The following is a 21,966-nucleotide window of genomic DNA, read 5'->3' as shown; positions in this document are numbered from 1 at the left end:
GCCTCCCTTATAGCATCTCAAGAAGTCTGTTTTTAATAAGTTCACGGTCGTTTTGGTCCCTGCATAAAATAAGACAAGTATCGTCCCCGCAAATGGTCCCCAGTATTTCCTCCCAATCTATATGGTCAATTAGGGAACCGATGGAGTGCGCATTACCAGGCAATGTCTTCATCACAAGGAAATGGCTTGCTCCATCTATACTTACAAAGGCGTCCGTTAAGGCACGATGGAGTTTTTGTTTCGGATTGAAACGTTGATCGGCCGGTAAACTATATTTATAACGGCCATCCTGTAAAGGCACTTTCACTAAATGAAGCTCCTTAATATCTCTGGATACCGTAGCTTGAGTGACGTTATAACCTGCATTTTTTAAAATCTCGACAAGCTCATCTTGTGTTTCTATTTCATTATTCGCAATAATATCCCGAATACGAATATGTCGTTGACCTTTATTCATTGCTTTCACCTCATATTGATGAATAATTATACTGGTTTATTTATACCACCAATTACCTCTTTCCACAACTTCAGTAACTTGACAAACAAAAATCTGCTATACGCCTTCGCTCAGATGAATCCATTAGAACTATCTAAGGATCCATACATTGCGATGGCGTTATAGCAGATTATATCGAGTTCTTATTCAATTATTTTAACTGTTGATGTGATTCTTCGATTAACTTTTCGAGTGTTTCTCGAGTTAAGGTAGTTGGATCATTAGTAGAACGTAAGTGATAGAGGAACTCGATATTTCCTTCTCCGCCCGTAATCGGAGAGAAAGAGGCATCGACTAAGCTAAAGCCGGTTTCCACGGCGAAATCAGCAATTTTCGTTAGTACTTCCAGGTGAACCTTCTGATCACGGACGACCCCTTTTTTACCCACCTTCTCTTTGCCTGCCTCAAATTGCGGCTTCACAAGAGCTACCACATCTCCACCGGGTTGAATCAACTGTTTCAATACCGGAAGGATGAGTTTAAGGGAAATGAACGATACATCAATCGTCGCAAAATCTGGACGTCCTTCCTTGAGCTGTTCCTCCGTTACATAACGAAAATTGGTACGTTCCATCACGGTTACACGCTGATCTTGCCGTATTTTCCATGCCAACTGGTTATAGCCTACATCAAGTGCATAACAATGCTTCGCACCATTTTGTAGTGCACAATCGGTGAAACCGCCTGTTGACGCACCAATATCCAGAACAAGCTTGTCCTGAACGGATACATCAAAAACTTCCAATGCCTTTTCGAGCTTTAGGCCACCACGGCTTACGTATTTTAACGTATTCCCTTTAACTGCTAAAGGAGCATCAACCGATATTTTTTCCCCGGCTTTTTCAATCCGGATTTCGTTAGAAAAAACTTGTCCCGCCATGATCGCCCTTTTCGCTTTTTCACGTGTCTCCAACAAGCCTCGTTCAACCAGCAGAACGTCGACTCGTTCTTTCTCGGTTTTCGTCATAACACAGGACTGCCATCTGGCTGCTTAGGCCTAATATTTTCTTCAACCCGTTCAATCAAAGAAGTTGTGGTAAAGCCGATTTCTTCTAATAACTGGTCAACACTGCCGTGTTCAATGAACTGATCAGGTATGCCCATTCGATCAATTACAGCATTTTGATAACTATGGTCGTTTGCAAACTCAAGGACTGCACTGCCGAAGCCACCAGCTAATACGGCCTCTTCGATCGTGATAATTGGAACGTTACGTTTCATGATGGAGTGCATCATCTCTTCATCTAACGGTTTGATGAACCGGGCATTAACTATTTCCACTTCAATCCCTCGCATGGAGAGAACTTCTGCAGCTTCAAATGCCATTTGAATCGTTGTTCCAAATGTTAAAATCACTGCATCCTTTCCTTCTCGGAGCACTTCCCAGCTTCCAATCGGAATATGATGAAGCTCCTTGTCGAGTGGTACGCCAATACCATTTCCTCTCGGATAGCGCAAAGCAATCGGACCATCATCATAGCTTATAGCCGTGTGGACCATATGTTGTCCTTCGTTTTCATCCTTTGGCATCATGATGACCATATTCGGCATATGGCGAAGGAATGCAATATCAAATACACCTTGATGTGTTTCTCCGTCAGCACCAACAAGTCCTGAACGGTCGATTCCGATAAATACGTTTAAATTTTGCCGGGCGATATCATGGAGAACTTGATCGTAAGCGCGTTGTAGGAAAGTTGAGTAAATAGCTAAGAACGGTTTCATACCATCTGCAGCCATTCCAGCTGCCATCGTCGCAGCATGCTGCTCCGCAATCCCGACATCGAACATGCGTTCAGGAAACTCGGAAGCGAAGCCTTCTAATTTAGACCCCACTGGCATTGCAGGAGTAATTGCTACAACACGATCATCTCTTCTTGCGACTTTACGAACCGTTTCGGCAATCAGGCCACTCCAAGATGGACCTTTAGCAGAGGCCTTGACGAAATCACCTGTCTCCATTTTATATGGTCCAGTACCATGCCACGTACCGATTTTGTCTTCTTCTGCTGGTTTAAAGCCTTTACCTTTTTTCGTGATGACATGAACTAAAACTGGACCTTTCATTTTCTTCGCATATTGAAGATTTTGTTCTAAGTCTTCAAAGTCATGGCCATCAATTGGTCCTAAATAAGTGAATCCAAGCTCTTCAAAGAAGACTCCCGAAACTAGCAAGTATTTTAAACTGTCTTTTACGCGCTCCGCAGTTGATGCAAGTTTGCCTCCAACCGCTGGGATTTTTTTCAGTAAATACTCAAGCTCTTCTTTAGCCTTATTATACTTATTAGCTGTACGCATCCTACCTAGTACACTGTGGATTGCACCGACGTTTGGAGCTATAGACATTTCATTGTCATTCAAGATGACAATCATATCCGTATTGGCGTCTCCGATATGGTTAAGTGCTTCTAACGCCATGCCGCCTGTTAACGCACCGTCCCCGATTACTGGAATGACATGGTTCTTTTCTTTTTTAATATCGCGTGCAGCGGCCATTCCCATTGCAGCAGAAAGTGATGTGGAACTGTGTCCCGTCTCCCACACATCATGTTCGCTCTCAATCCGTTTCGGAAATCCGCATAACCCTTTGAACTGACGAAGTGTATCGAATTGGTCAGCCCGGCCTGTTAAAATTTTGTGGACATATGCCTGATGGCCGACATCCCATATAATTTTATCCTTTGGACTATCAAAGATTTTATGAAGCGCGATCGTCAATTCAACTACGCCTAAATTCGGGCCGATATGTCCACCCGTCACTGATAGCTTTTCAATTAAAAATGAACGGATTTCCTGGCTTAATTCACCCAGTTGTTCATGATTCATTGACTTTAGAAAGGATGGATTCTTTATCGAAGTTAAATCCATCTTACATCACACACCTTTATAAGTTAAATCCGTCTTTAACGATTATTTTCTTCATTATAACAGTGTAGCCGGATTGTACAAACATTCCTGCATTCTTTTTAGTTTGCACGATTCACAATGTAATCTGCAAAACGGCGAAGCATGTCATCTTGTAGACTTAGTCGTCCGAGAGCTTCCAACGCCTTATCATGGTGTTGTTGCAATTTTTCTTGAGCGCCTGTTAGCGTCAACAATGAAGGATATGTACTCTTTTCACTTATGACGTCCTTGCCAGCTGTTTTACCTAATTGCTCCATTGTCCCAGTTATATCCAGAATATCATCCTGAATTTGGAATGCAAGACCAATATGAACCGCATATTCTCTAAGGATCAGGCGCTCTTCTTGGCTTATTTCCGCTAATATAGCACCTGCCTCAATTGAGAAGCGGAGAAGTTCACCAGTTTTATGTAAGTGGATTTGCTCAAGCTCCTGGAGGGATAGTTGTTTCGATTCACCTTCGAGGTCCATAATTTGACCTCCAACCATTCCTTCAGCCCCAGCTGTTTCACTTAAAAGTGAGATTAACTCTAATTTCAGTTCAGCTTCTATATTATCCATTCTTGCCAAAACGCCAAAACTATATGTAAGCAATGCGTCACCGGCAAGGATTGCTACTGCTTCACCATATACTTTGTGATTGGTTGGTTTACCTCTTCTGAAGTCATCATCGTCCATACTCGGTAAATCATCATGGATTAGGGAATATGTATGAATCATCTCGACAGCAGCTCCCACCTTTAGAGCATCGGCATGACTCTTTCCAAAATCATTTAAAACAGACTGGATAAGCATTGGTCTAATTCGTTTGCCGCCAGCTTCTAATGAATATTTCATTGATTCCGAAAGATTTGTAGGAATCTTTAATTCTTTGATCCCTGCTATAAGCTCTTCATCTATCAATTTCTGTTGGTTCTCGATAAAGTTATGCAATTTTTGATCCATCATCTTTAGCCCTCACCGTTTTCAGGATTAAAGGGAGTCTTGGAACCATTTTCATCCATAAGTGATATCAATTGTTTTTCAGCATTTTGAAGCTTTTGATGACAAACAGTTGATAGCTCCATCCCCCGTTTATATAGAGATATGGCATCTTCAAGCGGTACATCGCCCTGCTCCAATTTACGTACGATTTCTTCTAGTTGAAGAATCGCTTCGTCAAATAGAATCTCTTTCTCTTCCATTTATAATTCTCCTTCCTTCTTGTGTTCAATCGACTTGACAGCAACCTTCGCATGTCCGTCATGCATTTGGATTTTCACTTCATCTGACACTTTCAAATCAGCTATAGATTTAACGACTTGTTCATCCGAGTATACAATACTAAATCCTCTCTCCATGACACTCAGTGGATTTAACACTTTTAATGTTCGTAGTACATTTGTAAAAGCGTTTCGATCCTTCTGGTAAGTTGAAAGTGCTGCTCGATTCAGACGGTGGGAGAATTCCTTTAAGGTTTGATGATGAACTTTAAGCTGTCGTTCCGGGGAATGGGCAGCCATGCGAATTGTGAGCCCTTCCAATTTTCTTCGTCCATTACTTATTGAAGTTTCGGTATTTTTATTTAACCGCTCTTCCAACAGAGCAAGCTTTTCGGCAAATGGACGGTATAATCTTTCCGGAAACTGAAGCGGATAGGACTCTTTCAGTCTTGTTAATCTTCGTTTTTCAGATGTAAGTTTTCCGTTTAAACTCGATAACATTCTCGAGCGGTGATCGAATATACGCTGCAGGATTTCTTCCCTGCTTGGAACAGCCAACTCTGCGGCTGCAGTAGGTGTCGGAGCACGGAGGTCTGCAACAAAATCAGCAATTGTTGTATCAGTCTCGTGACCAACTGCACTAATAATAGGTACTTTTGCAGAAAAAATTGCCCGTGCCACGACTTCCTCATTGAATGCCCACAAGTCTTCAATGGATCCACCACCTCGCCCAACGATCAGAACGTCCAGTTCACCAAAAGAATCAGCCTGTTCTATCGCTTTTACAATGGATGGCGCTGCTTGTACACCTTGAACTAATGCTGGGTAAACAAGGATTTCCGCCAAAGGATACCGGCGGTTCAATGTTGTGCAAATGTCTCGGATCGCCGCTCCTGTAGTCGCTGTAATTACACCTATTTTCTTAGGAAAACGAGGAATTTCCTGTTTCCATTGTGGCGAGAACAGGCCTTCTTTTGCCAATTTTTCTTTTAATTGTTCAAATGCTAAATATAATTCACCAATGCCGTCCGGTTGCATGGACTGTACATACAATTGATATTGGCCAGAAGCTTCATATACATTCACGTCGCCTCGAACCAATACATTCATTCCGTTTTCAGGACGGAACTTCATTCGCCCAGCATTCATCTTAAACATAACTGATAAGATTCTTGCTTTGTCGTCTTTTAAGGTGAAATAAATATGTCCACTCGGATGGAATTTCACATTGGACAGTTCACCCTTTACATAGACATCACGCAAGTGTGGATCAGCATCGAATTTTCGTTTAATGTATTTTGTCAGTGCTAAGACACTTAAATATGGATTCCCCGGCATTCAACCCGTCCTCCTGAATGAAAAAGCTGTCTTTCATCCGAAAAACAGCTCTGTGTTTTCTATCAATTTATTTCTGAAGAGTTCTCTCAGCAGATAAGAGAGTATTTGCCATCAGCATCGTAATGGTCATCGGACCGACCCCACCAGGAACCGGTGTAATCGCAGATGCAATTTCTTTCACATCGTCAAAATCCACATCACCGCAGAGCTTGTTGTTTTCATCGCGATTGATACCAACGTCGATTACGACAGCACCTTCTTTAACATGTTCTGATGTGATCATCTTCGGTCGTCCAACAGCTGCTACCAATAAATCAGCCTGCTTTGTAATAGTAGGAAGATCCACAGTTTTCGAATGGCAATACGTAACGGTTGCATCCTGTTGAAGTAGAAGTTGTCCAATCGGTTTACCTACAATATTACTCCGTCCGATGACGACAGCATGTTTCCCTTTCAAGTCAAAACCGATCTTTTCAATCATTTTCATGATTCCAAACGGTGTACAAGGGATGAAGCCTTCTTCCCCGATCATTAACTTACCTGCATTAATAGGATGGAAACCATCTACGTCTTTTGAAGGGTCGATGGCAGCAATTACAGCTCTCTCCTCAATATGTTCAGGTAGAGGCAATTGGACCAATATCCCGTGGATCGAGTCATCTGTATTTAGACGGTTTATCGTATTCAGCAATTCTTCTTGACTGATGGACTCATCAAATTCAATCAACTCAGAGTGCATACCGAGTTTCTTACTTGTCTTCTGTTTGTTCGTAACATATGTATGCGACGCGGGATCGTTACCAACTAAAACAACTGCAAGTCCTGGGGTTACACCAAGTTCCTTCAACTTATCCACACGTTGTGTAATCGATTGACGAATTTCTTCTCCGATGGTCTTGCCACTTATCAATTCTGCACTCATGCTGGTCAACTCCTATATGCAATTAGGTCATTCTGCTGAAAATTTGGAAAGTACGCCGTTTACAAAGCGGCTGGATTGCTCGTCCCCGTATAATTTACTTAACTCGATTGCTTCGTTCATGACAACCTTTGCAGGTGCATCTTTCATATAAAGTAACTCATAAAGAGACATTCTTAAAATGGTCCTTTCAATTTTAGGCAGGCGATCTAATGACCAATTTTCAATTTTCCCACGAAGGGATTCATCGATTTCTGACATATTTTCCACAGTCCCTCTGACGAGACCTTCAAAAAAGTCATTAGATTTACCTTCATTTACATGGATGATCGCCTCATCCAAAGTCAGACCTGTATTGTCCATTTGGAACAAGGTTTGTAGTGCTTTCTCACGTGCTTCACGACGTTTCATTAAGTAAACCCCTTTACTAACTCATTACGATTAATCATAGCATATTTCACTAAATTACACATCAATCTGACCGTCATAATACAACCATAGGAATGTTTTTCCTATTTCTATGTTCGTGGACTTACAAATCCAATTAAAAACCTTCCGTTTAACCCCAAAAAGGATTAAACGGAAGGCTTTTTTACTCAGCAGTTTCTTTTTCGAAATGAATACCTGTAATGTGTACATTTACCTCTTTTGCTTCTAAGGATGTCATGTTCAATACAGCTTGCCTGATTTGAGTTTGGATTTCCATTGCCACTTTCGGGACTGAATAGCCATATTTGACAAAGCAATAGACATCTACAAAGAGACCATCCTCTGTCATTTCGGTTTTGATCCCTTTACCATGAATTTTCTTTCCTAACTTTTCCACGACACCAGTAGCGAAGTTACCTCTCGTGCCTGCTACGCCTTCAATTTCCGTTGTAGCGATTCCAGCAATGACCTCAAGAACTTCTGGAGCAAGTTCCACTCTACCGAGCGTTTCCTTGCCTGTAGGTTCCATTTGCACATAATTTTGCACAGTCTTTTCTGCCATATGAAAACACCCCTTACGGTTTCATGATTTCGTACTTCTCAAGGAACTTCGTATCAAAATCCCCGCTTTGGAATACTTCATTGTCCATTAACCTTAAATGGAACGGGATTGTTGTTTCTACTCCATCACCTTCGATTACAAACTCACTTAAAGCTCGTTTCATCCTTGTTACGGCCTCTTCCCTAGTATCTCCGTAAGTTATCAATTTTGCCACCATAGAGTCATAGTACGGTGGAATTGAATACCCTGGATACATGGCAGAGTCAATACGAACCCCGTAGCCGCCTGGTGCCAAGTACATATTTACTTTTCCTGGAGAAGGCATGAAGTTTTTCATTGGGTTTTCTGCATTGATCCGGCACTCGATCGCCCAACCGGAAAGTTTGATATCTTCTTGAGAAATTTCAAGTTTTTCTCCAGCAGCAACCATCAATTGTTGCTTGATGAGATCAATTCCCGTCACCATTTCGGTAACCGGATGTTCCACTTGGATTCGAGTGTTCATTTCCATAAAATAGAACTTTTTGTTGATATGGTCAAAAATGAATTCAACCGTTCCTGCTCCGCGATAATTAACCGCTTGCGCAGCTTTAACTGCCGCTTCACCCATTTGAGCGCGGATTTCCGGTGTCAAAGCAGGAGATGGCGATTCTTCCACAAGTTTCTGCATTCGTCGTTGAATGGAGCAATCTCGTTCACCTAAGTGAATGGTATTCCCATATTTATCAGCAAGAACTTGAATTTCAACATGACGGAACTCTTCAATGAACTTTTCCAGATAGACGCCAGGATTCCCGAAAGCTGCAGCCGCCTCTTTCTGAGTAATCTGTACACCTTTCACAAGTTCTTCCGGATTACGTGCCACCCGGATGCCTTTTCCGCCTCCGCCGGCTGTTGCTTTAATAATGACTGGGTAACCGATTTCTTCCGCAATCTCTAATGCAGCATGTTCATTTTCTACAATTCCTTGAGAACCTGGAACAATCGGCACGCCCGCTTTTCGCATTGTTTCTCTGGCAACGTCCTTCGTGCCCATTCTCGAAATCGCATCTGAAGTCGGACCGATGAATTCAATCCCACATTCTTCACAAAGCTCAGCGAAGCTGGCATTTTCAGCAAGGAAGCCATATCCTGGATGGATTCCTTCACAGCCTGATAGCTTCGCAACACTGATAATATTTGTAAAGTTTAAGTAGCTGTCTTTCGATTGTTTTGGGCCGATGCAATAGGCTTCGTCAGCCATTTGTACATGCAACGCTTCCCGGTCGGCTTCCGAATAAACGGCAACCGTCTCAATGCCCATTTCCTTACAAGCACGAATAATCCGTACGGCAATTTCACCGCGATTTGCTATTAACACTTTTTTCAATTCGATCTCCCCTTTCAGTTCTGACGCACTAAGAACAGAGGTTGACCGTACTCGACAAGCTGTCCATCTTTGGCAAGCACTTCAACGATTTCTCCGTTAACTTCCGCTTCGATTTCGTTGAACAATTTCATAGCTTCTACAATGCACACAACCGAATCATTTTTCACCTTGTCCCCAACCGTTACAAAAGCCTGTGCTTCCGGAGATGGAGATTGGTAGAACGTGCCCACCATCGGAGAAGTGATTTGATGCAAAGTTTCGTCAGCTGCAGGAGATTGCGCAGCAGGTTGTTCCGCCGCTTCTTTTACAGGTGCAGATGCCGGTGACGCTGCTTCAGTTGGTTCAGCTTTAACGGCAGATGATTCCTCCACTGCTGGCTTTGCCACGACAGTAGGAGTAACAGATACTGTGTTTTTCTTTAGTTTCACTTTTGTACCTTCTGATTCGAATGTGAATTCATCAATGGATGATTGGTCGATCAATTTTATGATTTCTCTGATTTCCTGAACTTTCAACATGGATAACTCCCCTTGTCTAAATTTACGTTCCTACTCATTTTAGACTTTTTCTACTCAATTTGAAATAGATAACCTAAAATTCCTGGCGTCAGGCATTTTCTGGAAAGATAATAAAAGAAAAAAAGAGCCGAATCGGCCCTTTTAAAGTTACTTAATTTTCTGGTGTAACTTCTACTAATGCAGCTTCTGCCCACTCGCTTTTCACTGTATAGATGATATCATTTGCTTGAGCTTTAGAGAAACCATCTTCAGCAATTACCCGAACAGTGACCTTACCGTCGTCTATCTTAACAAAGGCATCTGGATAACCAAGTGATGTAATTAGCAATTCCAACATTGCTTCTCCTGATGCTTTACGTGACATTTCTTCCATTTGGGACCAAGCGTCGTTCTTTTCTTCCGCAGTCAAATCATCGGACATGATCTTGGTAGTCAATTGCTCATTTAACTCGCTGCGTTGATTTTGGACTTCCATTCTTAATTCTTCAAATAGATAGCTTTGTGCGAAAACTGGTGTTTGTCCGTCCTCGGCTGCTGCATTTTCGTTTAGAGCTGTATTTTCCATCGTGTCGTCGCTAAAGATGGCAAGTCCGTCAAATGGTTTTGCTGCTTGGTCAGTCAAATAATAGACGGAAATGACTGCCGCTAAACTTAAAAGTGTTAGGAACCATACTGCTCTTTTCTTTACCTTCATTAGAATTCCCCTTTCTTTTTCATCGGAACGATTACAATGCGATGTTCGGGTAACTGAAGAACCCGTGTTAGAATATCCAGCAATAGTTTTTTTGTTTTAATATCATCCGCCCCTTCAGCTACAACTAACAGTCCGACAAGTTCTTCACTTTTGCTACTTGTACCAGAAAAATAGTCTGATAAGAAGTCAGTTTCAGCCCTACCAGTCCCTGTATTCGCACCGTGATAGAAGTAAAGTTCTACTTCTCCCACACCTTCAATCTCTGACAGGACCATTTTCAAACTCCGATCATCTACTGTTTTTCCAGTCTGCTCTTCGCCTCCGCCAAAGACGCCTTTACTTCCTAACCCGTTCAGAAAGAAAAGTGCAACAAAGGCGATTAATGCTACAGCAAGAGGGAGCGGAAGCTTCTTTTTTTCTTTATCCACAACATCACCAGTTCATCATTCCTTTCTGTGCGAGTACCGTCCAGTGGTTTACTATATGTCCTAAATAGACAGGCTATGACCGAAAGTCTTGAGGAAAAATGAAAGAATCCATATAGCAACAGCCATCTTGAATAACAAAATCAACTTTTCCTCCCCAGCAGCATCATCGATCAAAAAATTCAAGACTACTGCAGTAAAGATGATGCCGATTAACCCCGTCAAAAAAGTAGTGATCAGTTCTGTCACCTCATCATCGTAAATAACTTCAATAGAACGACTGAGAAGATAGCGGTATAGAAGAAAGCGAAGGCAATTAAAAATGAGATTGCGCATAGAACAAATAACGCTTTACCGAGATCATCCAAGAAACCGGATATATCATCGTCTGTAAAAGGCTCGATTAAAGCTGCTGTCCATTTATAGCAAAAAGCAGTGGCCAGCGTCTGGAATGTCGGGATCAATGCGACCGTCCAAATGCCCGTCATAAGCCAGGTACCAGTGATGGTGGTCAGTCCATTGGAATACTTACTGATTGTACTCATGCTGTCCGTAAGAAAAGAGCCGATAAGTGGAATGTTCTGGCGTAGTAACACCTTTAAAGGTTCTGCTGCCATTCCGGATACGGACCAAGCCATGACACCATTAATGGAAAGGAAAATCGAATATCCGACCACGATGGCAGAAACTGTAGCCAGTAAGCCTGTCCGTATTAAATCCGCCATTTTCGAGAAAGAAATAGACGGCAGCAGCCTTGTTAAGTAATCCAGAATCATTGAAGCAACCAACAAAGGTACGAGCCATTGTTCAGTGAGAACGACAGCAAACTGCATAATCATTAATACGAGAGGATGCCAATTCACTACAGATAGCGCTCCCCCCGATGCCACCATACCGGCAGTAAGAACCGGATAGAGGCTCATGAAGAACGCCGATATTTTTGTCGCAAGACCTTGCATTAACGAGAAAGCCTCGATAGCAGGAATCATCGTATAGGTCCCTAATATTAAGAAAAAGACGAACCTTGTCCAATCCGCAAATTTAGGCAATAAAAAATCTAATGTGAGTGCTATCAAAGCTACCACAATCACTAATAAGAAACTGTGAAAGGTTTCAAATAATTCATTGATGATGAGATCGATCATATGAAAAGTCCTTTACGCATATTCGCTCAGCAATTTTGACAAAATACCGATCACCGAAAGGATTTCTTTTATCCAAAAGCCTAAGATAATGATTTTTACAGACGTGTGAATGAGCGTTCCAATAGAATCGTAGCCCATGTCTTTCATCAACTTGCAGATGGCATCCGACAGAAAAAATAACAATGCTGAAAATAGGAGCAACCGGATGTGGCGAGCAGAGGGCAAATCTAATAACGACGTATATTCCTGAATAAATGGAATGAAATACTCGAAAATCAGCTTGGCCAATAATAGGAAGAAGAAAATTACAATATATAATGGATGCAAAACCGGGATGCTGGTCCGGATTAAAAGCAGCAATAAGAGTATGATGGTCACGTAAATTAGGAGTTCCATATGCTTCTCCTATATCGACAGCCATTGGAAGAATGATGTGATTTCCGAGAAGAATAGCCTTAGAAAACGGAGCATTTCTGCCGTTATGTAAATGTAAGCGATGAAAAATATGAAAAAGGAGAATTCTTTCTTTCCTGTCTGCTCGAAGAAAAGGTGCAAAAAGGCGATGACTAATCCGACACCGGCGACTCTCAGTACGTCTTGTAGTTCCGTAAAGCTTCCTCCTCCGTTTTTACATCTATATGCGTGGGGATATGGGGATATGAAGCTTAGAAAAACACCTTCAACTTTTAGACATAAAAAAGGACCCTCATTAGGGTCCTTACAGACTGTAGACAAAGTCATTCTCTATTGAATAAAGATGTATAAAACAGTCAGCAGTGCCTACCACTTCGCTTTCCGTGGGCTTGGCTTCAGCCTCCTCGTCACTGAGGTTCCTGCGGGGTCTTCAGCTCAAGCTATTCCCACAGGAGTCTTCGTGGCAGGCACTGCTTTGGTGTATACTCTTAAAATTTAGAACGATATAGGTAGCTCGCTTTATTCATGGATTGAAAAGAAACTATAGAAGTAGAGGACTGAAGCGGAAAGCGTCCGCCTGGAACGTTTGCTCCAGTATATATTTTCATTCCTTTTTATGTATAATTAATCATTTGTCAACAAACTGAAAGGACCCTCATTAGGGTCCTTTTAGGTGGTTATGCACGTGATACGTATTCAGATTCAGATGTGTTAATGATTAACTTGTCACCTACGTTGATGAAGAATGGTACTTGAACAGTCAAACCAGTTTCAAGGGTTGCAGGTTTCGTACCGCCGGAAGCTGTGTCTCCCTTAATACCCGGTTCAGTTTCGGTTACTTCAAGGACAACAGTTGTCGGAAGTTCTACTCCTAATGTTTCTCCTTGATATTGCATGATATGAACTTCCATATTTTCACGAAGGAATTTCAATTCATACTCGATCTGGCTTTCATTTAACTCAATCTGTTCATACGAATCGTTATCCATGAATACATGATCATCACCATTTGCATATAAGTACTGCATACGGCGGTTGTCAATTTGAGCTTTTTCAACCTTCTCACCTGCACGGAAAGTTTTTTCATTTACATTTCCGGAACGCAGATTACGTAATTTCGAGCGAACGAATGCCGCCCCTTTTCCTGGTTTTACGTGTTGGAAATCGATGACACGGTAAATGTCACCATCTACTTCAATTGTAAGTCCTGTTTTAAAATCGTTAACTGATATCATAGTGTGCCTCCAAAATTATAGAATGATGAGTTCCTTCGTTGCATGAGTCAAACGTTCATTACCTGTTTCTGTGATGATGATGTCGTCTTCAATTCGAACGCCGCCTAATCCTGGAACATAAATTCCAGGTTCCACAGTAACTGTCATATTTGGTTCTAAAATAGTTTCTGAACGGAACGATAAACCAGGTCCTTCATGCACTTCTAAACCGATACCATGTCCTGTGGAATGCCCGAATGCTTCACCATAACCTTTACTCTTAATGTGATCACGGCAAAGAGCATCAGCTTCTATTCCTGTCATACCCGGTTTTATACCGTCTAAAGCCTTCATTTGTGCATCTAGTACGATGTGGTAGATTTCCTTAAGTTCTGCAGGTGGTTCACCTACTGCTAATGTGCGCGTGATATCAGAAATATAACCATTGTACAGTGCTCCATAATCCAACGTAATCATATCGCCCTTTTCAATTACCTTGCCTGTTGCTACACCATGTGGCAATGCAGAACGGGTACCTGAAGCCACGATAATATCGAAAGATGATGAAGTTGCTCCTGATTTTCGCATGAAGAACTCAAGTTCATTAGAAACGTCCAGTTCTGTTAATCCTGGCTTAATGAAGCTAAGAATATGCGTGTACGCATCGTCGGCAATCTTCGCTGCGGCCTTTAAAATTGTAAGTTCTTCAGGAGTTTTAATCAAGCGAATTTTCTCAACAAGACCGGATACTGGCTTCAATTCAGCTTTGATCTGTTTTCCATAAATCTCAAATTGAGCATAGCTCAAGTGATCCTTTTCAAAGCCAAGCGTACGGATACCCATTTGTTCCACTTGAGTTGCCGCTTCTTCATGGATACTCTTTGAATGTTGAACAATTCGGTAACCCTTCACTTGTTTTTCAGCTTGTTCGGTATACCGAAAATCTGTGATGAAAACTGCATCTTCTTGAGAAATCACAGCAATGCCTGCAGTCCCTGTAAACTCTGTCATATAACGACGATTAAAGGAACTTGTAATAAGAAGGCAGTCAATACCCTCATCTTTCATGACAGAGCGTAGTTTAGTTAGTTTATCCATTTTCCATTCCCCTTTTGAATCGGTGAAGGAACGAATAGAATGCCATCTCATAGCCATAGGAACCAAAACCAGCGATCTGTCCTTCGCATTCAGCAGCGAGAACAGAAGTATGGCGGAATTCTTCCCGTTTATGTATGTTGGACAGATGAACTTCGATTACAGGTACAGCAACACTGGCGATAGCATCTCTAATCGCGTAACTATAATGAGTAAAAGCACCGGGATTCAAGATAATACCGTCGCACCCCTCATCTTCCGCAAGATGGATCCGATCAACCAGTTCTCCTTCATGGTTAGATTGAAAACACTGTAAGTCAAACCCATGTTGACTTGCCAAGGATTTTAGACGATTTTCAATCATTTCCAAAGTTTCGTTACCGTAAATATGGGGCTCCCGCTTACCGAGCCGGTTCAAGTTCGGTCCATTCAATAAAAGCATATTCATGTCCGTGATCCTTTCACCAGATGATTTTCTTTTTTATTTTATCATACCCCTAACATCCAGCAACTTATTTCGGATCAGAAAACGGTTTAACAGAATTAAAAATGGCTGTTTCCACGATAAATCGAGTCGTTATAAGTACTAAAACTCCAAAAGGGATAGAAAAGTCTTTGAAATATTCGCCAAGCTCATTTGGACGTTGAATCATCCACTCGATTAGTAAAGCTATGATTAAGCCAACAATCAATGACATTATAGCAGGCTTCGCTTTTTTCGCCCATTTCGCCAAATAATATAGTAATAGCGAGAAGATGAAAATAATCAAAAATAAGACAATCCATCTGAGGAGACCTGGACTTTCTTCAAATACATGATATCTTTTTGACCATCCTAACGGTTTCCAATCGATAAAATGAAAAACATCATAGAATTTTAAGCTAAGCACAAAAAATGATGAAGATACAATTGATGTCCAAAATAATACTGCACGGTTCATATAAATATCGCCTCCATTCTTGAAGTCTTTACAGTTTTCCAAGAAATTAGACGCAAAAAAACAGGCTTGTCCAAAGACAAGCCTGCGCTATTTTATAAACCACACTTCAGTTGAGCACCACAATTCGTACATGTATTGCAGCCGCCCAATTCTTCAACTGTCCCTTGACGGCATACTGGGCAAGTGTTGCCTACTTCGGAACCGATTGTAACATTTGTAGAGCGAAGGTCTTGAATCGTTTCAATTAATACGACTGGACGCTTCTCAGTTACCTTCTCCTGGACATCTGTATTTTCTTCCATTGAGTTTTCTTCCGCTTTTAACGTCAATACTTGCGAGTCACGGCTTCCGTCAACATAGACTGTTCCACCTTTAGCGCCACCTTTGTAAAGACGCTCATACACTTTTTCAACCTGTTCAACCGTGTATCCGCGAGGAGCATTCACAGTTTTGGAGATTGAGCTGTCAACCCAGCGTTGGATAATGCACTGCACATCCGCATGGGCTTCTGGAGCCAATTCCATTGCTGTTACGAACCACTCCGGCAAGTTTTCCTCGTCTGCCTTTGGATTACGATCTAAGAATTCTTTTACGATATCCGCTTTAACTTCAATGAACTTGCCAAGACGTCCACTACGGTAGTAAGTGAATGAGAAATATGGCTCAAGTCCTGTAGAAACACCCACCATTGTACCAGTCGAACCAGTAGGTGCAACCGTCAATAAGTGAGAATTGCGGATTCCATTCGCTAACACCTCATCACGCAAGTGCTCAGGCATTTTTTGCATGAATCCGGATTGTGTAAATGCTTTACGTAAAGCAGCTGTTTCTTCTTCCGTTTCACCCGCAAGGAATGGGAAACTACCACGTTCCTTCGCTAATTCGACAGAAGTTTCGTAGGCTGTTACCGCAATTGTTTCAAATACTCTATCAACGAGATCGTTACCTTCAGGGCTTCCGTATTCTTTCTCGCAATAGATTAAGAGGTCAGCCAAGCCCATGACACCAAGACCGATCCGACGTTCGCCAAGTGCTTGTTTCTCGTTTTCAGAAAGGAAGTATGGTGTTGCATCTATGACATTGTCCTGCATACGGACGCCAACACGTACAGTTTCTTTCAAACGGTCAATATCAACCGAATTTGTTTCTTTATCTGCAAATTGCGCTAAGTTGACAGCAGCCAAGTTGCAGACTGAATATGGTGCGAGGGGTTGCTCCCCACATGGGTTTGTTGCAACAACTTTTTGACCGTACGCTTTCGCATTCGTCATATCATTTGCATTGTCGATGAAGAAGATTCCCGGCTCTGCAGAGTATGTTGCACAAATATTGATCAAGTTCCAAAGTTCACGAGCTTTCATTGTACGGTAGGTCCGCACTTTGAAGCCCATTTCTTCCCATTCACGCACATCTCCAACTTCATGCCATTTTTCGTTGTAGATTGCCATTTCTTCTTCTGTGTAATCTTCAACGGCCGGGAAACGCAATGCAAAATCTTCATTTTTTTCTACTGCGTCCATGAAGTCTTTTGTCAATGTAACAGAAATATTAGCACCCGTCAGGAATTCTGGATTGTGGACACTGTATGTTCCTCCGTCACGAAGTTTTGTTTCGGCGTCCTTAATGATCGCTTCGTTGAATCCACCTAAACCTGGGATTTGCTTGTAGTTGACGATTCCTTGGTACATCGCTTCTTCTTGCTGTGTTAAAGGTTTGAATTTCAATTTTTCTTTTGCTAATCGTTTAATCGTTTCATCTTCTGTTTGTTCAAGAAGGAAACGAAGAATTCTCGGATTTTGCATTTTTGAAATGATAAACTCAGCAATGTCCGGGTGCCAATCGGCCAGCATGATCATCTGTGCACCACGTCTGGAACCACCTTGCTCAACTAAGTGAGTTAATTTGGCAATATCATCTAACCAAGATACTGATCCGGATGACTTACCGTTAACTCCTCTTGCCAATGTATTGCGCGGACGAAGTGTTGAACCGTTTGTACCAACACCGCCACCACGGCTCATGATTTCCATGACTTGTTTACGGTGATCGGAGATGCCTTCACGAGAATCCGGCACGAATGGCATGACGTAACAGTTAAAATAAGTGACGTCTGTTTCAGAACCAGCACCATAAAGGACACGTCCAGCAGGTACAAAATTTAGTGAAACTAACTGTTCGTAGAATTTGTTGAACCATTCTTCCCTTTTTTCTTCCGTCTTTTCAACTCTGGAAAGACCGAATGCATTCCTTTTAGCAATTTGCTCGTAAAATACTTCAAGAGGTTTTTCGATGACGTCAATGGAGCGTTTTACAATGCCTGTTTCCAATTCCATTTGATCATCAATCGCACTTCGGTAATCTTCCTCAATCCATACTTCTGCTTTGCGATTATTTGCATCAACAGAAACGATATAACCCAGACCACGTGCAGGGAATTTTGGATCTTCTTTGACCGTTAAGACTACGAAGTCTCCTGCCTTTAAGGTTTTCTTCTCCGTATCTTTGAATGAATACCTATCAATCATGACAAGTCTTGATACGCCTTTGTGTGTAAGTTTCATATCCGGTGTAATCGGGTGTACTTGTGGGAAACTCTCGATGTCCTCATTCAAAGACTTTACGTTTAACTCAGGATGTGAACGGTGTGAAGCTAATACCATAACTATGATTCCTCCCTATCCAATTGGCAGTAATACTATATGTTGTATTATGTACATACCCAACGATACTACATATTGAATCTTATTTTCAATTCAAATTTACTTCCTATTTTTTGAAGATAATAGACAAGCTATAATTATCAAGGGTTTGTAGAATGAAGGTGAATTAAAATAAGCCAAAGGTCCTTGGCTGCTTACATTTTTTAACAAGAGGTGCGTCCGTTTAGAAGTCGAAATTTAAGAGGTTTTGTTGAACTATGAAAACCATTTTAACATTGGAATTGAATAACCGCTATAGAATCTTTTATAATGAAATAGAGAAAGAAAGGGGAAAGTCGCTGTGACGCTATATATTATCGCTGGAATTTTATTTGGGTTGATCGTCTATCTTTTGATCAACATGTTACGTCTTCGGAAAGCTGTATCCGGTCTCTCCCAAGATGAATTTATTCAAGGGTATCGAAAAGCACAATTAATCGATGTCCGCGAACCGAAGGATTTTGACGCTGGCCATATTTTAGGTGCCCGGAATATCCCTTCCTCACAAATGCGGATGCGTTATAAAGAGATTCGTCCGGACAAGCCTGTATACCTGTATGATCAAAATGGTGCAGGAAGTGCCCGCGCTGCCCTATTTTTAAAGAAAAAAGGGTATGAGCAACTGTACCAGCTTCAAGGCGGTTTCAGAACGTGGACAGGAAAAGTGAAATCAAAATAATAAAACGCTGTCAGTGCAGGCAATAACCTGTTTTGACAGCGTTTTTTTCTTTTCCATTTCAAAGCGAACCGATGATTTCACCGGTTCGCCAAATTTTTATTCAGCTTTTTGATAACGAAGAATCGGCTGACGGGCCGCAGTTGCTTCATCAAGTCTGCTAATGACAGTTGTATGAGGTGCTTCCTGAACGATTTCAGGCGTTTCCTCAACCTCTTTAGCTATTTGGATCATAGCGTCGCAAAACGCGTCTAATGTTTCCTTAGACTCTGTTTCCGTTGGTTCGATCATCATTCCTTCTTCAACATTCAATGGGAAGTAGATAGTTGGTGGATGGTAACCAAAGTCGAGCAGACGCTTAGCCATATCAAGTGTACGGACCCCTAACTTTTTCTGTCTGCGCCCGCTTAGTACAAATTCATGCTTACAGTGTCTGTTATATGGAAGATCGAAATAAGGTTCAAGTCTTCTCATCATATAGTTTGCATTTAATACAGCATTTTCCGTTACGGCTTTTAAGCCATCCGGACCCATCGTCCGAATGTACGTGTATGCACGGACATTAATGCCGAAGTTCCCATAGAACGGTTTTACACGTCCGATTGCTTGTGGACGGTTATAGTCAAAATGATAGCCTTCTTCCGTCTTAACTAAAACTGGCTTAGGCAAGTAAGGAATTAGCTCTTTCTTAACACCAACCGGACCAGAGCCTGGTCCTCCTCCACCGTGAGGTCCTGTGAAAGTTTTGTGAAGATTTAAATGCACGCAGTCAAAGCCCATATCTCCGGGACGAGCCTTAGACATAACAGCATTCAAGTTTGCACCATCATAGTATAGTTTTCCGCCAACGCCATGGATGATTTCAGCCATCTCTAAAATGTTTTCTTCGAACAACCCAAGTGTGTTCGGGTTCGTTAACATAAGAGCTGCTGTATCAGGACCGACTACACGCTTCAAGTCTTCAAGATCGACCAATCCGTTTTCGTCTGATTTAACAGTCACAGTTTCGAAACCGGCCACAGTAGCTGAAGCTGGGTTTGTACCGTGTGCAGAGTCAGGTACAATCACTTTCGTCCGTTGTGTATCTCCATTAGCTTCATGGAAAGCTTTGATCATCATGAGTGCAGTCCATTCACCATGAGCACCAGCAGCCGGTTGCAGTGTCACTTCATCCATTCCAGTAATTTCAACTAAATGCTCTTGTAAATCGTACATTAGCTCCATTGCGCCTTGAACCGTTGACTCATCTTGCAATGGATGGATATTTGCAAAGCCTGGTAACCCTGCTGCTGTTTCGTTCATTTTTGGATTGTATTTCATAGTACAAGATCCAAGCGGATAGAAACCGGAATCCACACCGTGGTTTCTTCTGGATAAAGCTGTATAGTGTCTCATGATATCCAATTCCGAAACTTCAGGAAGTTCTGCTTCTGTTTCACGGATAGCATCAGCAGGAAGAAGTTCTGAAAGTTCAATCTCCGGCACATCAAGTTCTGGCAGGCTATAGCCGACACGGCCTTCCTTCGTCAATTCAAAAATGAGTGGTTGGTTTTCGTTATGCATGGATAGCCCCCATTTCTTGCACAAGTGCATCGATTTCTTCTTTTGTACGTTGTTCAGTAACGGCAATCAACATGTGTCCTTCCAATTCCGGATAAGATAAACCTAAATCATATCCACCGATGATGCCTTTTTTAAGCAATGCCTTATTCACTTCTTTTACGGACTGTTTGCAGTCTACTACAATTTCATTAAAGTGATGGCCATCGAATACCACATCGAAACCTGCTTGTTTGAAGGCATTTTTAGCGTAATGAGTTTTTACGATATTTTGTTTAGCAATGTCAACTACACCTTTTTTACCTAATGCAGTCATAGCTACTGAAGCTGCCAATGCGTTAAGAGCTTGGTTAGAGCAAATGTTAGATGTCGCTTTATCTCGACGGATATGCTGTTCACGGGCCTGTAAAGTCAACACGAAACCGCGTCTGCCTTGTTCGTCCTTTGTTTGACCGACAAGACGGCCAGGGACCTTCCTCATTAATTTGTTCGTAACCGCGAAGTAACCACAGTGAGGACCACCGAAAGATTCTGGAATGCCGAAAGGTTGTGCATCCCCTACGGTAATATCAGCACCTAATTTTCCGGGAGGTGTTAATACACCTAATGAAAGAGGGTTGGCAGAAACAACAAACAACGCCTTTGCATCATGGGTGATCTCAGAAAATCTCTTCAAGTCTTCAATTTGTCCGAAGAAATTAGGATATTGAACCATTACAGCTGCTGTTTGATCATCAATCATATTTTTCAGTGCTTCGACATCAGTCACACCATTTTCATGTGGGATTTCAACCACCTCAATCGATTGTCCGGCAGCATATGTGCGGACAACATCACGCGATTCTGGATGTACGGAAGATGAAATCAGGATTTTCTTACGGCGAGTTTGACCAGCTGCAAGCATTCCAGCTTCTGCTAAAGCAGTTCCACCATCGTACATAGAAGAGTTGGCCAAGTCCATGCCAGTTAATTCAGCAATCATCGTTTGGAATTCAAAAATCGCCTGTAACTCTCCTTGTGAGATTTCGGGTTGATATGGTGTATAAGCGGTATAAAATTCAGAGCGGGAAATGACATGATCTACAATTACAGGTTTATAGTGATCGTACACTCCTGCTCCTATGAAAGAAGCAAAACTTTTACTATCGGCGTTTTTATTAGCCAGTGCGGAAAGTTCCTTTAACAATGACCCCTCAGATTTTGCTTCCTTAATATTATATAAACCTTGGAATCTAACTTTTTCCGGAATATCAGCAAATAATTCGTCGACGGAAGAGATGCCGATGACCTCCAGCATTTCCTTTTGGTCTTGTTCCGTCATTGGTAAGTACCGATGTTTCATAGGGTTACACTACTCCTCTATC

Annotated in this window: 25 protein-coding genes; 1 reads left to right on the top strand and 24 read right to left on the bottom strand. The window is 41.8% G+C overall.

Features of this window, described 5'->3' with window-relative positions; all coding sequences use genetic code 11:
- Positions 1 to 7 precede the first annotated feature (7 nt).
- From ahrC to ACFOZY_RS11995, 22 genes are all read right to left on the bottom strand, one after another.
- The gene (gene ahrC, locus ACFOZY_RS12100) at positions 8 to 457 is read right to left on the bottom strand and encodes a transcriptional regulator AhrC/ArgR (protein ID WP_378155779.1); all 450 of its coding nucleotides are present in this window, start codon (positions 455 to 457) and stop codon (positions 8 to 10) included.
- Between the two features lie 190 nt (positions 458 to 647).
- Complete coding sequence (locus ACFOZY_RS12095) at positions 648 to 1,463, bottom strand: TlyA family RNA methyltransferase (RefSeq protein ID WP_378155777.1); 816 nt, start codon at positions 1,461 to 1,463, stop codon at positions 648 to 650.
- Positions 1,460 to 3,364, bottom strand: a complete 1,905-nt coding sequence (gene dxs / locus ACFOZY_RS12090) for a 1-deoxy-D-xylulose-5-phosphate synthase (RefSeq protein ID WP_378155775.1) — start codon at positions 3,362 to 3,364, stop codon at positions 1,460 to 1,462. Before dxs ends, ACFOZY_RS12095 begins: the two co-directional genes overlap by 4 nt.
- Positions 3,365 to 3,462: 98 nt before the next feature.
- A complete protein-coding gene (locus tag ACFOZY_RS12085; protein WP_378155773.1) occupies positions 3,463 to 4,350 on the bottom strand; it encodes a polyprenyl synthetase family protein in 888 nt (295 codons plus the stop codon).
- A gap of 2 nt (positions 4,351 to 4,352) precedes the next feature.
- Positions 4,353 to 4,586, bottom strand: a complete 234-nt coding sequence (locus tag ACFOZY_RS12080) for an exodeoxyribonuclease VII small subunit (RefSeq protein ID WP_378155771.1) — start codon at positions 4,584 to 4,586, stop codon at positions 4,353 to 4,355.
- Positions 4,587 to 5,942, bottom strand: a complete 1,356-nt coding sequence (xseA, locus tag ACFOZY_RS12075; protein ID WP_378155769.1) for an exodeoxyribonuclease VII large subunit — start codon at positions 5,940 to 5,942, stop codon at positions 4,587 to 4,589.
- A 67-nt stretch (positions 5,943 to 6,009) separates the two neighbouring features.
- Positions 6,010 to 6,864 carry a bifunctional methylenetetrahydrofolate dehydrogenase/methenyltetrahydrofolate cyclohydrolase FolD gene (folD, locus tag ACFOZY_RS12070; RefSeq protein WP_378155767.1) on the bottom strand — a complete coding sequence of 285 codons (855 nt, stop codon included), beginning with the start codon at positions 6,862 to 6,864 and terminating at the stop codon, positions 6,010 to 6,012.
- A 27-nt stretch (positions 6,865 to 6,891) separates the two neighbouring features.
- Positions 6,892 to 7,272 (bottom strand): transcription antitermination factor NusB, encoded by a 381-nt coding sequence (gene nusB, locus ACFOZY_RS12065; protein ID WP_378155765.1) that lies wholly within the window; start codon positions 7,270 to 7,272, stop codon positions 6,892 to 6,894.
- Positions 7,273 to 7,453: 181 nt separating this feature from the next.
- Positions 7,454 to 7,852 (bottom strand): Asp23/Gls24 family envelope stress response protein, encoded by a 399-nt coding sequence (locus tag ACFOZY_RS12060; protein ID WP_378155763.1) that lies wholly within the window; start codon positions 7,850 to 7,852, stop codon positions 7,454 to 7,456.
- A gap of 13 nt (positions 7,853 to 7,865) precedes the next feature.
- Entirely contained in the window at positions 7,866 to 9,227 is a 1,362-nt protein-coding gene (accC, locus tag ACFOZY_RS12055; RefSeq protein WP_378156155.1) for an acetyl-CoA carboxylase biotin carboxylase subunit, read from the bottom strand.
- 8 nt (positions 9,228 to 9,235) lie between these two features.
- On the bottom strand, positions 9,236 to 9,739 hold the full coding sequence (accB, locus tag ACFOZY_RS12050) for an acetyl-CoA carboxylase biotin carboxyl carrier protein (RefSeq protein WP_378155761.1): 504 nt from the start codon (positions 9,737 to 9,739) through the stop codon (positions 9,236 to 9,238).
- A gap of 151 nt (positions 9,740 to 9,890) precedes the next feature.
- Positions 9,891 to 10,433: a SpoIIIAH-like family protein gene (locus ACFOZY_RS12045; protein WP_378155759.1), complete on the bottom strand. Its 543-nt coding sequence runs from the start codon at positions 10,431 to 10,433 to the stop codon at positions 9,891 to 9,893.
- A complete protein-coding gene (locus ACFOZY_RS12040; protein WP_378155757.1) occupies positions 10,433 to 10,861 on the bottom strand; it encodes a hypothetical protein in 429 nt (142 codons plus the stop codon). The genes ACFOZY_RS12045 and ACFOZY_RS12040 overlap by 1 nt, the downstream gene beginning before the upstream one ends.
- 60 nt (positions 10,862 to 10,921) lie before the next feature.
- Positions 10,922 to 11,107 (bottom strand): hypothetical protein, encoded by a 186-nt coding sequence (locus tag ACFOZY_RS12035; protein WP_378155755.1) that lies wholly within the window; start codon positions 11,105 to 11,107, stop codon positions 10,922 to 10,924.
- Complete coding sequence (locus tag ACFOZY_RS12030; protein ID WP_378155753.1) at positions 11,104 to 12,003, bottom strand: stage III sporulation protein AE; 900 nt, start codon at positions 12,001 to 12,003, stop codon at positions 11,104 to 11,106. Before ACFOZY_RS12030 ends, ACFOZY_RS12035 begins: the two co-directional genes overlap by 4 nt.
- 12 nt (positions 12,004 to 12,015) lie before the next feature.
- Positions 12,016 to 12,399 (bottom strand): hypothetical protein, encoded by a 384-nt coding sequence (locus ACFOZY_RS12025; protein ID WP_378155751.1) that lies wholly within the window; start codon positions 12,397 to 12,399, stop codon positions 12,016 to 12,018.
- A gap of 9 nt (positions 12,400 to 12,408) precedes the next feature.
- A complete protein-coding gene (locus tag ACFOZY_RS12020; protein ID WP_378155749.1) occupies positions 12,409 to 12,744 on the bottom strand; it encodes a SpoIIIAC/SpoIIIAD family protein in 336 nt (111 codons plus the stop codon).
- A 350-nt stretch (positions 12,745 to 13,094) separates the two neighbouring features.
- Entirely contained in the window at positions 13,095 to 13,652 is a 558-nt protein-coding gene (efp, locus tag ACFOZY_RS12015; protein WP_378155747.1) for an elongation factor P, read from the bottom strand.
- Between the two features lie 15 nt (positions 13,653 to 13,667).
- Positions 13,668 to 14,729, bottom strand: coding sequence for a M24 family metallopeptidase (locus ACFOZY_RS12010; RefSeq protein ID WP_378155745.1), 1,062 nt, complete (start codon positions 14,727 to 14,729; stop codon positions 13,668 to 13,670).
- On the bottom strand, positions 14,722 to 15,174 hold the full coding sequence (aroQ, locus tag ACFOZY_RS12005; RefSeq protein ID WP_378155742.1) for a type II 3-dehydroquinate dehydratase: 453 nt from the start codon (positions 15,172 to 15,174) through the stop codon (positions 14,722 to 14,724). Before aroQ ends, ACFOZY_RS12010 begins: the two co-directional genes overlap by 8 nt.
- A gap of 64 nt (positions 15,175 to 15,238) precedes the next feature.
- Positions 15,239 to 15,667, bottom strand: a complete 429-nt coding sequence (locus ACFOZY_RS12000) for a hypothetical protein (RefSeq protein ID WP_378155740.1) — start codon at positions 15,665 to 15,667, stop codon at positions 15,239 to 15,241.
- Between the two features lie 92 nt (positions 15,668 to 15,759).
- Positions 15,760 to 18,327 (bottom strand): vitamin B12-dependent ribonucleotide reductase, encoded by a 2,568-nt coding sequence (locus ACFOZY_RS11995; protein ID WP_378155738.1) that lies wholly within the window; start codon positions 18,325 to 18,327, stop codon positions 15,760 to 15,762.
- A gap of 400 nt (positions 18,328 to 18,727) precedes the next feature.
- Here ACFOZY_RS11995 and ACFOZY_RS11990 point away from each other — a divergent pair, with 400 nt between their 5' ends.
- A complete protein-coding gene (locus tag ACFOZY_RS11990) occupies positions 18,728 to 19,045 on the top strand; it encodes a rhodanese-like domain-containing protein (protein ID WP_378156153.1) in 318 nt (105 codons plus the stop codon).
- A gap of 96 nt (positions 19,046 to 19,141) precedes the next feature.
- Here the strand turns inward: ACFOZY_RS11990 and gcvPB are convergent, their stop codons facing one another.
- Together gcvPB and gcvPA are read right to left on the bottom strand one after the other, a co-directional pair.
- Positions 19,142 to 20,605, bottom strand: coding sequence for an aminomethyl-transferring glycine dehydrogenase subunit GcvPB (gene gcvPB / locus ACFOZY_RS11985; RefSeq protein ID WP_378155736.1), 1,464 nt, complete (start codon positions 20,603 to 20,605; stop codon positions 19,142 to 19,144).
- The gene (gene gcvPA / locus ACFOZY_RS11980; protein WP_378155733.1) at positions 20,598 to 21,944 is read right to left on the bottom strand and encodes an aminomethyl-transferring glycine dehydrogenase subunit GcvPA; all 1,347 of its coding nucleotides are present in this window, start codon (positions 21,942 to 21,944) and stop codon (positions 20,598 to 20,600) included. Before gcvPA ends, gcvPB begins: the two co-directional genes overlap by 8 nt.
- Between the last annotated feature and the right edge of the window lie 22 nt (positions 21,945 to 21,966).

Origin of the sequence: Chungangia koreensis (assembly GCF_042651785.1) — a bacterium.
GTDB lineage: Bacteria > Bacillota > Bacilli > Bacillales_A > Planococcaceae > Chungangia > Chungangia koreensis.
This window is presented reverse-complemented; position numbering and strand designations above follow the sequence as displayed.

Bases quoted from the DNA above. Each gene is read 5' to 3' on its own strand.
- ACFOZY_RS11995 (WP_378155738.1), bottom strand. From the start codon at position 18,327: ATGGTATTAGCTTCACACCGTTCACATCCTGAGTTAAACGTAAAGTCT.
- xseA (WP_378155769.1), bottom strand. From the start codon at position 5,942: ATGCCGGGGAATCCATATTTAAGTGTCTTAGCACTGACAAAATACATT.
- dxs (WP_378155775.1), bottom strand. From the start codon at position 3,364: ATGGATTTAACTTCGATAAAGAATCCATCCTTTCTAAAGTCAATGAAT.
- ahrC (WP_378155779.1), bottom strand. From the start codon at position 457: ATGAATAAAGGTCAACGACATATTCGTATTCGGGATATTATTGCGAAT.
- ACFOZY_RS12010 (WP_378155745.1), bottom strand. From the start codon at position 14,729: ATGGATAAACTAACTAAACTACGCTCTGTCATGAAAGATGAGGGTATT.
- ACFOZY_RS12030 (WP_378155753.1), bottom strand. From the start codon at position 12,003: ATGATCGATCTCATCATCAATGAATTATTTGAAACCTTTCACAGTTTC.
- ACFOZY_RS12085 (WP_378155773.1), bottom strand. From the start codon at position 4,350: ATGATGGATCAAAAATTGCATAACTTTATCGAGAACCAACAGAAATTG.
- ACFOZY_RS12020 (WP_378155749.1), bottom strand. From the start codon at position 12,744: ATGACTTTGTCTACAGTCTGTAAGGACCCTAATGAGGGTCCTTTTTTA.
- aroQ (WP_378155742.1), bottom strand. From the start codon at position 15,174: ATGAATATGCTTTTATTGAATGGACCGAACTTGAACCGGCTCGGTAAG.
- nusB (WP_378155765.1), bottom strand. From the start codon at position 7,272: ATGAAACGTCGTGAAGCACGTGAGAAAGCACTACAAACCTTGTTCCAA.
- accB (WP_378155761.1), bottom strand. From the start codon at position 9,739: ATGTTGAAAGTTCAGGAAATCAGAGAAATCATAAAATTGATCGACCAA.
- efp (WP_378155747.1), bottom strand. From the start codon at position 13,652: ATGATATCAGTTAACGATTTTAAAACAGGACTTACAATTGAAGTAGAT.
- gcvPB (WP_378155736.1), bottom strand. From the start codon at position 20,605: ATGCATAACGAAAACCAACCACTCATTTTTGAATTGACGAAGGAAGGC.
- ACFOZY_RS11990 (WP_378156153.1), top strand. From the start codon at position 18,728: ATGTTACGTCTTCGGAAAGCTGTATCCGGTCTCTCCCAAGATGAATTT.
- folD (WP_378155767.1), bottom strand. From the start codon at position 6,864: ATGAGTGCAGAATTGATAAGTGGCAAGACCATCGGAGAAGAAATTCGT.
- ACFOZY_RS12000 (WP_378155740.1), bottom strand. From the start codon at position 15,667: ATGAACCGTGCAGTATTATTTTGGACATCAATTGTATCTTCATCATTT.
- ACFOZY_RS12095 (WP_378155777.1), bottom strand. From the start codon at position 1,463: ATGACGAAAACCGAGAAAGAACGAGTCGACGTTCTGCTGGTTGAACGA.
- ACFOZY_RS12025 (WP_378155751.1), bottom strand. From the start codon at position 12,399: ATGGAACTCCTAATTTACGTGACCATCATACTCTTATTGCTGCTTTTA.
- ACFOZY_RS12080 (WP_378155771.1), bottom strand. From the start codon at position 4,586: ATGGAAGAGAAAGAGATTCTATTTGACGAAGCGATTCTTCAACTAGAA.
- ACFOZY_RS12060 (WP_378155763.1), bottom strand. From the start codon at position 7,852: ATGGCAGAAAAGACTGTGCAAAATTATGTGCAAATGGAACCTACAGGC.
- gcvPA (WP_378155733.1), bottom strand. From the start codon at position 21,944: ATGAAACATCGGTACTTACCAATGACGGAACAAGACCAAAAGGAAATG.
- ACFOZY_RS12045 (WP_378155759.1), bottom strand. From the start codon at position 10,433: ATGAAGGTAAAGAAAAGAGCAGTATGGTTCCTAACACTTTTAAGTTTA.